Genomic DNA, 14,605 nt, shown 5'->3' on the forward strand with positions numbered 1-14,605 from the left:
GCTAATCATGACAATGCAAGCATAAGTACTCCAATCAATGTAACGGAGTACAAACAATGAAACCAAGAATTGTTACAGGGGCCGTTCTGTGCCTCGCAATGATGAGCACTGCCTATGCGGCGACTTGCCCCACTTTCACGGTCAGCAGTGCTCAGGGTGCTACTGAGTTCAAGTTCACCTCAGTAAGCCTGAAAGACAAAGACAGTGAAAAATCAGTTGTCATCTGCCGCTATGACGGCGCGGATGATGAAGGCGCGTCAGCCGGTCTCAAGCTTGGACATGCTGTGAAAGGCACTGGAGACAATTGGAAAAACGATCAATGCGCCAGCAATGATGCCAACCAGTGCGAGTTCAAATAGAACTATTTATTCGAGAATCAACAGGGCAGCCCATAGGTTGCCCTTTATTGTTCAAACCCACGCCCAGCTGAAGTAACCGGTGCACCTGTCAGACCTGACAGTTGTCAAAGGCGAGTTCGCCATTAGTCATCGCTACGCCATGGACTACAGGAAACAGAGTGATGAAAATTTCAAAAACGCTGGCTGTCGCTGCAATAGTCGCAGGCATCGGAAGCGTGCACGCCCAATCGCTTCTTTGCCCCAAGATTGACCGGATCAAACAAGAAAGCGCTGTCGATGGTGATTTCAGTTACGGCGCACTGGCGCCGAATAATGCGAAATGGCTGGGTAAAACAGCCGGCGCGATCGATTTGAACACATTGCAGTTCACCGGTGCCTCTATCAACTCGACCTTGCTTGCCTGCAACTACAGGAATCAAGCGGACGTCACACTGCAATTGCAGTTACAAGTCACCGACAAAGTACAACCCAATAGCCAGAGCAACTGGAAGGACGGTGAATGCCTCAGCGACAAGCTCTCCGCCTGCGCATTCCAGACACCATAAAAAACGGCGACCCGAAGGTCGCCGTTTTACATTGCGTGAAGCCTTACGCCGCACTGAACAATTTGTGCGGATCGATCACAAACTTCTTCGGCACACCGGCATCGAACTCGCCGTAACCTTCCGGCGCCTGATCGAGGCTGATCACCTGCACGCCCACCACTTCGGCGATGTTGATGCGGTCCCACATGATCGCCTGCATCAGTTGGCGGTTGTACTTCATCACCGGGGTCTGGCCGGTGTGGAAGCTGTGGGATTTGGCCCAGCCCAGACCGAAGCGGATGCTCAGGCTGCCCATTTTCGCGGCGGCGTCCACGGCACCCGGATCTTCGGTGACGTAGAGGCCCGGGATACCGATCTTGCCGGCGACACGCACCACGCCCATCAGCGAGTTGAGCACGGTGGCCGGGGCTTCGGATTTCACCCCGTCATGGCCGTGGCCGCGGGCTTCGAAGCCCACGCAGTCCACCGCGCAATCGACTTCCGGTTCGCCCAGCAGCTCGGCGATCTGCTCGTGCAGCGGCGTGTCCTTGGACAGGTCGACCACTTCAAAACCCTGAGCCTTGGCGTGCGCCAGGCGGATGGTGTTGACGTCGCCGATGATCACCACCGCCGCGCCCAGCAGACGCGCCGAGGCAGCCGCAGCCAGACCGACCGGGCCGGCGCCTGCGATATAAACGGTGCTGCCCGGGCCAACGCCCGCCGTCACCGCACCGTGATAGCCGGTCGGCAGAATGTCGGAGAGGCAGGTCAGGTCGCGGATTTTCTCCATGGCCTTGTCGCGATCCGGCAGTTTCAGCAGGTTGAAGTCGGCGTACGGCACCAGCACGTATTCGGCCTGGCCGCCGGTCCAGTCACCCATGTCGACATAACCGTAGGCACCCCCGGCACGAGCCGGGTTGACGGTCAGGCAGACGCCGGTGTGTTGCTCCTTGCAGGAACGGCAGCGCCCGCAAGCTACGTTGAACGGTACGGAAACCAGATCGCCGATTTTCAGGTTCTCGACGTCGGAACCTTTTTCGATCACTTCGCCGGTGATTTCATGGCCCAGCACCAGACCGGTCTGCGCCGTCGTACGGCCGCGCACCATATGCTGGTCGGAGCCACAAATGTTGGTGGATACCACACGCAGGATTACACCGTGCTCGATCTTCCTGCCGCGCGGGTCCTGCATTTTCGGATAGTCGATTTTCTGCACTTCGACCTTGCCAGCGCCGAGATACACCACACCACGATTGCCAGACATGCTTTCACCTCGCTGTTGTTTTTATGGAACCGCGTTGCCCAGGCAGGCAGCGCGTTAAGTGCTCGGGTTATTGCTTGTTGGTCTTGCGTTGTCAGTTATGGCCCCTTCGCGAGCAAGCCCGCTCCCACAGTTGATCTTTTGTGTGACAGAGACTTGTGTTTCAACACAAATCCCCTGTGGGAGCGGGCTTGCTCGCGAAAGCGATCTAGAGAACGACCGTGCGATTGGCGTTCAAAAACACCCTTCTTTCGATGTGATAACCCACCGCCCGGGCCAGGGTCAGGCCCTCGATATCGCGCCCCTTGGCAATCAGATCCTCGGGGTAATGACTGTGATCCACCGCCTCGACGCCCTGGGCAATGATCGGCCCTTCATCGAGGTCGTTGTTGATGTAATGCGCCGTCGCGCCGACCAGCTTCACGCCCTTGTTGTAGGCCTGGTGATACGGCTTGGCACCCTTGAACCCCGGCAGCAGCGAGTGATGGATGTTGATCGCCTTGCCATCGAGCTTGCGGCACAGCTCCGGCGACAGCACTTGCATGTAGCGGGCGAGGATCACCAGTTCGGCGCCGGACTCTTCGATCACCTGCCACACCTGACGCTCCTGCGCCGGCTTGTCGTTGGGGTCGAGGGGGAAATGGTAGTAGGGAATCTGGTGCCAGTCGGCCAAAGGCTTGAGATCCGGATGGTTGGACACCACCGCCGCGACGTCCATCGACAACTGGCCGATGCGCTGGCGGTAGAGCAAGTCGTTGAGGCAGTGATCGGCCTTGGAAACCATGATCACCACTTTTGGCCGGTAGTTCGGCGCGGTCAGCTCGAAGACCATGCCGAACGCCTGACCACGCTCGGCGAGGCCGGCGCGGAAGGACTGCTCGTCGAAGCCGTCGGGCTGACGGAATTCCACGCGAATGAAGAAACGGCCCGAGAGCCGGTCATCGAACGAATGGTGCTCGGTGACGTAGCAACCCTGCTCGAACAGAAAACGCGTCACCGCGTCCACCGTGCCGAGCACGCTGGGGCAGTCGGCGGTCAGAATCCATGTGTCTGGGGCGCGGCTCATGGTGCGGTGACTCCTGTTTCAACATCTGTGAGCAGAGTGAACTCTGTGGCGAGGGCGTTCTGTGGCGAGGGAGCTTGCTCCCGCTGGGTTGCGAAGCAACCCCAAGATCAGCAACCGCGTTCTTCCAGAAAGAATGCGCTCGCAGGTTTTTGCGACTGCTTCGCAGCCGAGCGGGAGCAAGCTCCCTCGCCACAAGAAGCAATCGCGGCAACCACTTAGTGTTACGCCTGAACGCTCAGGCCGTATTCGGCCGACGCATCCTGCAACCACAACCACCAGTAATCCGAGAAGCTGCGACGGATCAGCAGTTCCCAGGTGTCTTCGGCGGTGTGGCGAATCATCAGTTGCGATTTGGCGAACACCGTGCCCACCGCTTTGCCGACCGGGAAGTTGTTCGGGTGCACGTCATAGCTGGTGGATTTCATCAGCACCTGACGCACGTTCGGCCCGCTCAGTTCGAGCACTTGCTGGCCGCCGCTGACGTTGACGATCGCGATGTGCAGATCGCCCAGCGCCTCGCGCAGTTTCTGCTCGGCGGCGAACTCTTCACCGCTTGGCACGATCAGCAGCCACTCGTCCGGGCCCATCCACTGCAGGCTGGTTTCGCCTTTGACGATCACGCTCAGGGCGCCGGGCAATTCAATGCCGAGGGCCTTGTGCACGCCGGCGGCGAAAGCTGCATCGTGGCCATCGCCACGAATGGTCAGGTGACCGAGGAGTTTCTTTTCACGCACGATGACGCCGGCGTTCTTGCGACCCTTGCCGACCAGGCTGGCGAGGTCGGCATGGTGCAGCGACGACTCGGCCTTGGCACCGGTGGTCGGGCGTTGTTGGTACACGTTGGCTGTGGTCATAAAGCACCTATCTCAATTCTGTTGGTCCGGTCCTTGTGGTGGCTGTACTGCCGCCTTCGCGAGCAAGCCCGCTCCCACAGGGGACTGATGCCTGACACAAATTCCATTAACGACCCGGAACCTGTGGGAGCGGGCTTGCTCGCGAATCGATCAGACGACTCGCACCCACTGACACCCCACCGTCCCCCGAGCAATCAGATGTTCTGCCGATCCCCCTTCGGATCGAAGAACACCGAAGACACAATCTCCGCCTCGATCACGCTGCCATCGGCCAGCGGTGCAAACACCCGCTCGCCCATGCGCTTGAGACCGCCCTTGACCACGCCCATGGCAAACGAATAACCGAGGGAGTTGTGCGCGTAGCTGGAGGTCACGTGGCCGACCATGGTCATCGGGATCGCCTGCTTGGTGTTGAACACCAGTTGCGCACCCTCCGGCAGCCAGACATTTGGATCGATCGGCTTCAGGCCCACCAGTTGCTTACGCTGATCCTTCACGCAGTCTTCACGATTCATGCCGCGCTGGCCGATCCACGAGAACGGCTTGGTGCGACCGACGCACCAGCCCATGTTCAGGTCATCAGGGGTCATCGAGCCGTCAGTGTCCTGACCGACGATGATGAAACCTTTCTCGGCGCGCAGAACGTGCATGGTTTCAGTGCCGTACGGCGTCAGGTTGTACTGCTTGCCGGCCTCGACGATTTTCTCCAGCACGCCCATCGCGTAGTCGGCCTGGACGTTGACTTCGTACGACAGCTCACCGGTGAACGAGATGCGGAACACCCGCGCCGGCACGCCGCCGACCAGACCTTCTTTCCAGGTCATGAACGGGAAGGCTTCGTTGCTCAGATCGATGTCGGTCACGGCGCTGAGCAGCTTGCGGCTGTTCGGCCCGGACAGGGTCATGGTCGCCCAGTGATCGGTGACGGAAGTGAAGTACACCTTCATCTCCGGCCATTCGGTCTGGTGGTACAGCTCCAGCCACTGCAGCACGCGCGCCGCGCCGCCAGTAGTGGTGGTCATGACGAAATGGTTGTCGGCCAGGCAGGCCGTTACCCCGTCGTCGAAGACCATGCCGTCTTCTTTGCACATCAGGCCGTAACGCGCCTTGCCCACGTCGAGCTTGGTCCAGGCGTTGGTGTAGACGCGGTTGAGAAACTCGCGGGCATCCGGGCCTTGAATGTCGATCTTGCCGAGGGTCGAGGCGTCGAGCAGGCCGACGCTGTCGCGCACGGCTTTGCATTCGCGCTTCACCGCGGCGTGCATGTCTTCACCGTTTTTCGGGAAGTACCATGGACGTTTCCACTGGCCGACGTCTTCAAACTCGGCGCCGTTCTTCACATGCCAGGCATGCAGCGCGGTGTAGCGCACCGGTTCGAAGATGTGCCCACAGTGACGACCGGCCACGGCGCCGAACGTTACCGGCGTGTAGTTGGGACGGAACATCGTGGTGCCCATCTGCGGGATGGTCACGTTCAGCGAACGCGCGGCAATCGCCAGCCCGTTGACGTTGCCGAGCTTGCCCTGATCGGTGCCGAAGCCCAGCGCGGTGTAGCGTTTGACGTGCTCGACCGACTCGAAACCTTCGCGGGTCGCCAGTTCGATGGCGGCGGCGGTGACGTCGTTCTGCAGGTCGACGAATTGCTTCGGCGCCCGCGCAGTGCCCTTCTCATGCGGCACCTGGAACAGCGCCAAAGTCGCTTCTTCGAGACGGCTCAGGGCCTTGGGCAGCGTGCCTTCGACCACACCGAAACCAGCTTCACTGGCAGCGCGAGCGCCCCCTTCGAAACCATCGGCCAGCGAATCGCCGAGGCCGTAAACGCCGTTGATGCCACCGACGCACACACGCTTCTGCGGTGCTTCGCCCGATACGAAACCGAGGATGTCTTCACGCCAGATCGGCTTGCCACCGAGGTGCGAAGCCAGGTGAACCACCGGGCTGTAACCGCCGGAACTGGCGATCACGTCGCAGTCGAGCCATTCGCCCGGGCTGGTCACGCTGTGCGCCTTGACGTCGATCGCAGCGACGCGGGCAGCGGTCACGCGCTTGCTGCCACGGGCCTCGATCACGGCGCTGCCGGTGAGGATACGAATGCCTTTGGCGCGGGCTTCTTCCACCAGCGCACCCCGCGGATTGCTCCGCGCATCGGCGATGGCCACCACTTGCAGGCTGGCGTCGAGCCAGTCCAGCGCCACGCGGTAGGCGTGATCGTTGTTGGTGCTCAGCACCAGCTTCTTGCCCGGTGCCACGCCGTAACGGCGCACATAAGTCGAGACTGCACCGGCAAGCATGTTGCCCGGCACGTCGTTGTTGCCGTAGACCAATGGACGCTCGTGAGCACCGGTCGCCAGCACGACACGCTTGGCGCGAACCCGGTGGATGCGCTGACGTACCTGACCGATTGGCGCACGATCACCGAGGTGATCGGTGAGGCGTTCGTGAATGGTCAGGAAATTGTGGTCGTGGTAACCGTTGACCGTGGCGCGCGGCAACAGCAGCACGTCCGGGGTGTCCTTGAGTTCAGCGATAACGCTGGCCACCCACTCCATCGCCGGTTTGCCGTCGAGGCTTTCGCGGGAATCGAGCAGGCTGCCGCCGAACTCTTCCTGCTCATCAGCGAGGATCACCCGCGCACCGCTGCGCGCAGCCGCCAGGGCAGCGGCGAGACCCGCAGGGCCGGCGCCGACGATCAGCACGTCGCAGTGCTGGTTCATGTAGTCGTAGGTGTCCGGATCGACTTCGGTCGGCGAACGGCCCAGACCGGCAGCCTTGCGAATGTACTTCTCGTACGTCATCCAGAACGATTGCGGGTACATGAAGGTTTTGTAGTAGAAACCCGGCGGCATCAGCTTGCCGCCGACCTTGCCGAGAATCCCCATCATGTCGTTGTTGACGCTCGGCCAGCCGTTGGTGCTGGTGGCGATCAGGCCTTGGTACAGCGCCTGTTGCGTGGCGCGCACGTTGGGAATCTGCGTGGCTTCGGTGGCACCGATCTGCAGCACGGCGTTCGGCTCTTCTGCACCGGCGGCGAAGATCCCGCGAGGACGCGAATACTTGAAGCTGCGACCGATGATGTCGACGCCGTTGGCGATCAGTGCCGAGGCCAGCGAGTCGCCCTCGAAGCCTTTGTAGCTCTGACCGTTGAAGGTAAAGCTCAGCACTTTGTTGCGGTCGATCCGTCCACCGTTGGACAGGCGATTGGTCTGGCTCATACCTTCTCTCCCAGCGCCGTCGTGGCTGTTTTCGCCGTATCAGCCTTGTCGGTGAATTGCGGCTTGGTGCCGATCTTGTAGGTTTCGAGAATCTCGTAGGTCACGGTGTCGCGGGTGACGTTGAAGTACTGGCGGCAACCGGCGACGTGATCCCACAGCTCGTGGTGCAGGCCGCGCGGGTTGTCGCGGAAGAACATGTAGTCGCCCCACTCTTCATCAGTGCAGGCGTTCGGATCCAGCGGACGCGGGATGTGCGCCTGACCGGATGCGTGGAATTCCTCTTCGGAGCGCAGTTCGCCGCAGTGAGGACAGAAGATATGCAACATGGGGATTTCTCCTGTTAGTGGGCGACGGCAGCAGCGCCGTGTTCGTCGATGAGTGCGCCGTTGTGGAAACGGTCGATGGAAAACGGTGCAGCCAACGGGTGCATTTCACCCTTGGCGAGGCTGGCGGCAAACACGTTGCCCGAGCCGGGAGTCGCCTTGAAGCCACCGGTGCCCCAACCGCAGTTGAAGAACATGTTCGGCACCGGGGTTTTCGAAATGATCGGGCAAGCGTCCGGGGTGGTGTCGACGATGCCGCCCCACTGGCGGTTCATGCGCACCCGCGACAGCACCGGGAACATCTCGACGATGGCCTGGATGGTGTGTTCGATCACCGGGTACGAACCGCGCTGGCCGTAGCCGTTGTAGCCGTCGATACCGGCGCCGATTACCAGGTCGCCCTTGTCCGACTGGCTGATGTAACCGTGCACGGCGTTGGACATGATCACGCTGTCGATAATCGGTTTGATCGGCTCGGACACCAGCGCTTGCAGCGGGTGGGATTCGATCGGCAGACGGAAACCGGCGAGCTTGGCCATGTGCCCGGAGTTACCGGCGGTGACCACGCCGACGCGCTTGGCACCGATGAAACCCTTGTTGGTTTCAACGCCGATGCACACACCGTTTTCCTTGCGGAAACCGATCACTTCGGTCTGCTGGATCAAGTCCACGCCCAAGGCGTCGGCGGCACGGGCAAAGCCCCAGGCCACGGCATCGTGACGAGCAACACCACCACGACGCTGAACGGTCGCGCCCATCACCGGGTAGCGAGTGTTTTTCGAGCAGTCGAGGTACGGAATCTCGTCGGCCACTTGCTTGGCATTGAGCAGTTCGCCGTCAACGCCGTTGAGGCGGTTGGCGCTGACCCGACGCTCGGAATCACGGATGTCCTGCAGGGTGTGGCACAGGTTGTAGACGCCGCGCTGGGAGAACATCACGTTGTAGTTCAGGTCCTGCGACAGGCCTTCCCACAGTTTCATCGCGTGTTCGTACAGGTGCGCCGACTCGTCCCACAGGTAGTTGGAACGCACGATGGTGGTGTTGCGCGCAGTGTTGCCGCCGCCCAGCCAGCCCTTCTCGACCACAGCCACGTTGGTGATGCCGTGCTCTTTGGCCAGATAGTAGGCGGTCGCCAGACCGTGCCCGCCGCCGCCAACGATGACCACGTCGTAGACTTTCTTCGGCGTTGGCGTGCGCCACATGCGCTGCCAGTTTTCGTGGTGGCTGAGGGAGTGTTTGAAGAGGCCGAAGCCCGAATAGCGTTGCATAGTCATTTACTCCAAACCGCTCAGCGATAAACCGGGTAGTCGGCGCACAGTGCCGCGACGTTCTTGGCCACATTCGCTTCAACGTCGGCGTCACCGAGGTTGTCGAGGATGTCGCAGATCCAGCCGGCCAGCACTTCGCACTGGGCGACCTTGAAGCCACGCGTGGTGACGGCCGGGGTACCGATGCGCAGGCCCGAGGTCACGAACGGCGATTGCGGGTCGTTCGGCACGGCGTTCTTGTTGACGGTGATGTGCGCACGGCCAAGGGCGGCGTCAGCATCCTTGCCGGTCAGGCCCTGACGGATCAGGCTGACCAGGAACAGGTGGTTGTCGGTACCGCCGGACACTACATCGTAGCCACGTTTGATAAACACGCTGGCCATGGCCTTGGCGTTGTCGATCACTTGCTGCTGATAGGCCTTGAAGCCAGGCTCCAGCGCTTCCTTGAAGCACACCGCTTTACCGGCGATGACGTGCATCAGCGGGCCGCCCTGGGCCCCGGGGAATACCGCGGCGTTGAGCTTCTTCTCGATCTCTTCGTTGGACTTGGCCAGGATCAGCCCGCCACGCGGACCGCGCAGGGTCTTGTGCGTGGTGGTGGTGACCACGTCGGCGTACGGTAGCGGGTTCGGGTACAGGCCAGCAGCGACCAGACCGGCGACGTGGGCCATGTCGACGAACAGCAGCGCACCGACCTTGTCGGCGATCTGGCGGAAGCGCGGGAAATCCAGGGTCTTGGAGTAGGCGGAGAAACCGGCAACGATCATTTTCGGCTTGCACTCGACGGCCAGACGCTCGACTTCGTCGTAATCGATCAGCCCGGTATCGGTGTTGATCCCGTACTGCACCGCGTTGTACAGCTTGCCCGAGGACGACACTTTCGCGCCGTGGGTCAGGTGACCGCCGTGGGCCAGGCTCATGCCGAGAATGGTGTCGCCCGGCTGGATCAGCGCCAGGTACACCGCGCTGTTGGCCGAGGAACCGGAGTGTGGCTGGACGTTGGCGTAATCGGCGCCGAACAGCTGCTTGGCGCGCTCGATGGCCAGCGCTTCGACCTTATCCACATGCTCGCAGCCACCGTAGTAGCGCTTGCCCGGATAGCCTTCGGCGTACTTGTTGGTCAGGCCGCTGCCTTGCGCTTCCATCACGCGTTTGCTGGTGTAGTTTTCCGACGCGATCAGCTCGATGTGATCTTCCTGACGCTGCTCCTCGGCATTCATCGCCGCCAGCAGTGCATCGTCATAACCCTGGATCTGGTCTTGCTTGCTGAACATCGCGTCTCTCCCAGCGGCGGCAGTGCGCCATTTTGTCTTGGTCAGGCACGCGGCTTGCGACGGTGCCCTTTGATGCGATGGTATGGCCGGCGCAGACAGCCCAGATGCCTACGGACGCCACACAAAGGTGCGTTTACGACATGGCGGGAAATGACCGAATGAATCCACGCAGATCCCTTGTGGGAGCGGGCTTGCTCGCGAAAGCGGTGTGTCAGTCGACATCTATGCCGTCTGATTCACCGCTTTCGCGAGCAAGCCCGCTCCCACAGGGGTTATGTGCAGGCCGCGCGAATGGCGAGCAGCAAGAGGAAATGCAGGGGATAGAGCGCGTACGCCCAACGGCGCATGGGCAGCGGATGGATAGATCTGAAGTGTCGCAACAAGAACAGCCCGAGCATTGGCGCAATCAGGCATGCCGCGATGCCGAACATCGCCACGTAGTTGCCAAACTCCGCCGCCTCATACAGCACCTGCCACTGATTCCCCGCCAGACACACCAGCCCCGGCAGCAGGCCGAAGTACCAGGGGCGACGGATCAACCACAGCAGCGCCAGCGGCAGCAACACGCCAAACACGCCGAACATCAGCCACTGCGAAAACAGCGCCGCCAGCAGCAAGGCACCGACGCCCAACAGGCGCGATAGCAAGGTTCGATCCTGCCACCCTCGCGCCACCAGCAAACCGAGCGCCAGCGTGGGCATCACGTTCAAGGTGTCGGGATCAGGAATGTACAAGCGGTAGGGAATCTCGCTGACCAGGCTGAATAGCAACAACCAGCCCAGATAGCGCCACTCGGTCTTCTGCGCACCGGCCCGGGCAAGGTTCGCCGCCATCGCCAGACAGAACCACGGGAACGCCAGACGCCCCGGAACATACAGCCAATCGGCGCTGATTCCGACATATCGCAGGTGATCGAGCAGCATGCTCAGCAGCGCCAGCCACTTGAGCAAATCCAGCGCGCCGTCGCGTTTAGTCACGTGCATAATCGGGCAACAAACTGGTAATTTTCTGACAGCGACATCCCGTGTGCTCCCCGGAAGATCTTCGGTAAAGTGCGCACCATCATTGACCACGAGCCTTCACAAGAGTCTCGACCACGGAAGCCGGCCATGACCGACAAGAGCCAACAATTCGCCAGCGACAACTACTCCGGTATCTGCCCTGAAGCCTGGGCTGCCATGGAACAGGCCAATCACGGCCACCAGCGCGCTTATGGCGACGATGAATGGACCGCACGCGCTTCGGACTATTTCCGCAAATTGTTCGAAACCGACTGCGAAGTGTTCTTCGCCTTCAACGGCACCGCCGCCAACTCGCTGGCGCTGTCGTCGCTGTGCCAGAGTTACCACAGCGTGATCTGCTCGGAAACCGCCCACGTCGAAACCGACGAATGCGGCGCACCGGAATTCTTCTCCAACGGCTCGAAACTGCTGATCGCTGGCACCGAAAACGGCAAGATCACCCCGCAGTCGATCCGCGAAGTCGCGCTCAAGCGCCAGGACATCCACTACCCGAAACCGCGAGTCGTGACCCTGACTCAGGCCACTGAAGTCGGCAGCGTCTACACCCCGGAAGAAGTCCGCGCCATCAGCGCCACCTGCAAGGAACTGGGCCTGCACCTGCACATGGACGGCGCGCGTTTCTCCAACGCCTGCGCCTTCCTCGGCTGCTCGCCGGCCGATCTGACCTGGAAGGCCGGCGTCGACGTGCTGTGCTTCGGCGGTACGAAAAACGGCATGGCCGTGGGTGAAGCGATTCTGTTCTTCAACCACAAACTGGCCGAAGACTTCGACTACCGCTGCAAACAGGCCGGGCAACTGGCGTCGAAAATGCGCTTCCTCTCGGCACCGTGGGTCGGCATCCTCGAAAACGACGCTTGGCTCAAATACGCTCGCCACGCCAACCACTGCGCGCAGTTGCTGGCCGAACTGGTCAGCGACATTCCGGGCGTGGAACTGATGTTCCCGGTGCAGGCCAACGGCGTATTCCTGCAACTCTCGGAACCGGCCATCGCCGCGCTGACCGCGAAAAACTGGCGCTTCTACACCTTCATCGGCAAGGGCGGCGCACGTTTCATGTGTTCGTGGGACACCGAAGAAGAACGCGTACGCGAACTGGCCCGTGACATCCGCGAAGTGATGTCGGCCTGATTCCTTGGCAAATGAACGCCTGTAACGAGTTGATCCCCTGTGGCGAGGGAGCTTGCTCCCGCTGGGCTGCGTAGCAGCCCCAAAACCTGAGTGTGCGGTTCGTCAGACACACCGCATTGCCTGGGTTTACGACTGCTGCGCAGCCGAGCGGGAGCAAGCTCCCTCACCACAAGTCATCTTCGCTGCCCCTATCGCGCCAGCTGCTTGGTCTACATTGTCTGTCGAGCCCCCCGCTCACATAACAACAAGCAGGAGCATCGGCATGTCGCTACAAGGCAAAACCCTGTTCATCACCGGCGCCAGCCGTGGCATCGGGCGTGAGATTGCGCTGCGCGCCGCCAAGGACGGGGCCAATATCGTGATTGCGGCCAAGAGCGCCGAAGCTCATCCGAAACTGCCCGGCACCATCCACAGCGTCGCCGCAGAGGTCGAAGCGGCGGGCGGCAAGGCATTGGCGCTGCAAGTCGATGTGCGTGATGAAGACGCGGTGCGCAGTGCGCTGGCCCAGGCCAACGAGCATTTCGGCGGCATCGATGCGCTGATCAATAACGCCGGGGCGATCAAGTTGACAGGCGTGCAACACATCGAACTCAAACGCTTCGACCTGATGCACCAGATCAACACCCGCGCGGTGCTGCTGTGCAGCCAGGCCGCCCTGCCCTATCTGAAAAAATCCGCCGGACACATCCTCAACCTGTCGCCGCCGCTGAACCTGGCGAGCAAATGGTTCGCCCAGTACAGCCCGTACACCGTGACCAAATACGGCATGAGCATGCTGACGGTGGGCATGAGCGAGGAATTCGCCAATTACGGGATCAGCGTCAATTCGCTGTGGCCGCAGACCATGATTGCCACGGCGGCGATCGAGTTTCAGCTGGGCAGCCGCGAGTCGTTCAAGCATGCGCGCACGCCAGCGATCATGGCGGATGCGGCGCATGTGATCCTGAGCAGCAGCGGGCGGCAGATCAGCGGTCGGCTGTTGATTGATGAGGAGATTTTGCGAGAAAACGGCGTGACCGAATTCGATCAATACCGATTCGAGCCGGACAGCAACGCAACCCTGATGCCCGACCTGTTCATCGACTGAAAACACATCCCCCTGTGGGAGCGGGCTTGCTCGCGAAAGCGGTGTGTCATTCAACACGCTTGCCGACTGATCCGACGCTTTCGCGAGCAAGCCCGCTCCCACAGGGGATTTGCACCGACCCTTAGAATTCGATCCGCACGTCGCCCTTCGGCACGCTGCAGCACGACAGGATGAACCCTTCCGCCTCGTCGTCCTCGGTGATCCCGCCGTTGTGCTCCATCTCCACCTCGCCACCGAGCTTGAGCACCTTGCACGTGCCGCAGATCCCCATGCCGCAGGCTTTCGGGATCATCAGGCCAAGCTTGGCCGCGGCTGCGTGCACGGTTTCGCCCGGGGCCACGCGAATGCTCTTGCCGGAGGCGGTGAACTCGACCTGATGCAGATCCGCTGCGTCGATTTCCGGTGCCTCGGCCGCCTGTTCGGCCTGTTCCACCGCGTCGGCACGGGCTTCGGGTGGTGTGGCGCCAAAGGATTCCTCGTGATACCGCGACATGTCGTAACCGGCGGCTTCCAGCAAGCGCTTGACCGCGGTCATGTACGGCGTCGGGCCGCAGCAGAACACTTCGCGCTCAAGGAAGTCCGGCACCATCAGTTCGAGCATCTTGTGATTGAGGTAGCCGCGATAGCCGGCCCACGGCTCGCCCAGCCCGTGTTTCTCGCAGATCAAGTGCAGGCTGAAGTTATCGATCCGCGACGCCATGTGCTCCAGCTCACGGTGATAAATGATGTCTTTCGGCGAGCGCGCGCTGTGGATAAAGGTCATGTCGACGTTGGCGTTGGTGTCGTAGAACCAGCGCGCCATCGACATGCACGGAGTGATCCCCACGCCGCCGCTGAGATACAGCACTTTCGGACTCGGGAAGTCGATCGCGTTGAACAGCCCGACCGGCCCGTGCACCGCCAGCTCCTGGCCTTCATGCAAGGTGTCGTGCAGCCAGTTGGAGACCTTGCCGCCCGGCACCCGTTTGATCGTCACCGAGAAGCTGTACGGCACCGACGGCGAACTGGAAATGGTGTACGAACGCATGATCGGCTGGCCGTCGATTTCCAGCTCCAGGGTCACGAACTGCCCGGGCTTGAAGAAGAACAGGATCGGCTGGTCGGCCATGAAACAGAAGGTGCGCACGTCCCAGGTTTCCTGGATGACTTTGACGCAACGGACGATGTGTCGGCCATTGGCCCAGGTCTGGGTGGTGACCGGATTCAGGAAGCTGTTGGACATGCTGT

General features: G+C 61.2%; 13 protein-coding genes. 4 read left to right on the plus strand and 9 right to left on the minus strand.

Translation table 11 applies throughout. The annotated features are described in order from the left end of the window. Window positions 1-56: 56 nt before the first annotated feature. Entirely contained in the window at window positions 57-359 is a 303-nt protein-coding gene (locus ACVHNU_RS22575; protein WP_473018333.1) for a hypothetical protein, read from the plus strand. Between the two features lie 161 nt (window positions 360-520). Continuing rightward, entirely contained in the window at window positions 521-904 is a 384-nt protein-coding gene (locus tag ACVHNU_RS22580) for a DUF3757 domain-containing protein (RefSeq protein ID WP_103521268.1), read from the plus strand. 43 nt (window positions 905-947) lie between these two features. Here ACVHNU_RS22580 and fdhA read toward each other — a convergent pair whose 3' ends face one another. The 8 genes from fdhA to ACVHNU_RS22620 form a co-directional block, all read right to left on the minus strand. Then, a complete protein-coding gene (fdhA, locus tag ACVHNU_RS22585) occupies window positions 948-2,147 on the minus strand; it encodes a formaldehyde dehydrogenase, glutathione-independent (RefSeq protein WP_003228958.1) in 1,200 nt (399 codons plus the stop codon). Window positions 2,148-2,352: 205 nt separating this feature from the next. Continuing rightward, window positions 2,353-3,210 carry a formyltetrahydrofolate deformylase gene (gene purU, locus ACVHNU_RS22590; protein ID WP_003228959.1) on the minus strand — a complete coding sequence of 286 codons (858 nt, stop codon included), beginning with the start codon at window positions 3,208-3,210 and terminating at the stop codon, window positions 2,353-2,355. Window positions 3,211-3,431: 221 nt separating this feature from the next. After that, window positions 3,432-4,064, minus strand: a complete 633-nt coding sequence (locus tag ACVHNU_RS22595) for a sarcosine oxidase subunit gamma (RefSeq protein WP_008086919.1) — start codon at window positions 4,062-4,064, stop codon at window positions 3,432-3,434. Window positions 4,065-4,258: 194 nt separating this feature from the next. Then, window positions 4,259-7,276 carry a sarcosine oxidase subunit alpha gene (locus ACVHNU_RS22600; RefSeq protein ID WP_473018334.1) on the minus strand — a complete coding sequence of 1,006 codons (3,018 nt, stop codon included), beginning with the start codon at window positions 7,274-7,276 and terminating at the stop codon, window positions 4,259-4,261. Continuing rightward, window positions 7,273-7,602, minus strand: a complete 330-nt coding sequence (locus ACVHNU_RS22605) for a sarcosine oxidase subunit delta (RefSeq protein WP_003228964.1) — start codon at window positions 7,600-7,602, stop codon at window positions 7,273-7,275. The genes ACVHNU_RS22600 and ACVHNU_RS22605 overlap by 4 nt, the downstream gene beginning before the upstream one ends. 14 nt (window positions 7,603-7,616) lie before the next feature. Further along, entirely contained in the window at window positions 7,617-8,867 is a 1,251-nt protein-coding gene (locus ACVHNU_RS22610) for a sarcosine oxidase subunit beta (protein ID WP_003206307.1), read from the minus strand. Between the two features lie 20 nt (window positions 8,868-8,887). After that, window positions 8,888-10,141 (minus strand): serine hydroxymethyltransferase, encoded by a 1,254-nt coding sequence (gene glyA / locus ACVHNU_RS22615; RefSeq protein WP_003228965.1) that lies wholly within the window; start codon window positions 10,139-10,141, stop codon window positions 8,888-8,890. A gap of 272 nt (window positions 10,142-10,413) precedes the next feature. Next, a complete protein-coding gene (locus ACVHNU_RS22620; RefSeq protein WP_473018335.1) occupies window positions 10,414-11,124 on the minus strand; it encodes a TraX family protein in 711 nt (236 codons plus the stop codon). A gap of 126 nt (window positions 11,125-11,250) precedes the next feature. Between ACVHNU_RS22620 and ACVHNU_RS22625 the strand changes: the two genes are divergently transcribed. Beyond that, complete coding sequence (locus ACVHNU_RS22625; protein WP_003228968.1) at window positions 11,251-12,291, plus strand: threonine aldolase family protein; 1,041 nt, start codon at window positions 11,251-11,253, stop codon at window positions 12,289-12,291. Window positions 12,292-12,553: 262 nt separating this feature from the next. Then, complete coding sequence (locus tag ACVHNU_RS22630; RefSeq protein ID WP_473018336.1) at window positions 12,554-13,378, plus strand: SDR family oxidoreductase; 825 nt, start codon at window positions 12,554-12,556, stop codon at window positions 13,376-13,378. A gap of 121 nt (window positions 13,379-13,499) precedes the next feature. Here ACVHNU_RS22630 and gbcB read toward each other — a convergent pair whose 3' ends face one another. After that, complete coding sequence (gbcB, locus tag ACVHNU_RS22635) at window positions 13,500-14,600, minus strand: glycine-betaine demethylase subunit GbcB (RefSeq protein WP_003228970.1); 1,101 nt, start codon at window positions 14,598-14,600, stop codon at window positions 13,500-13,502. Window positions 14,601-14,605 lie beyond the last annotated feature (5 nt).

This window comes from Pseudomonas sp. Ors-4-3C (genome assembly GCF_055755035.1).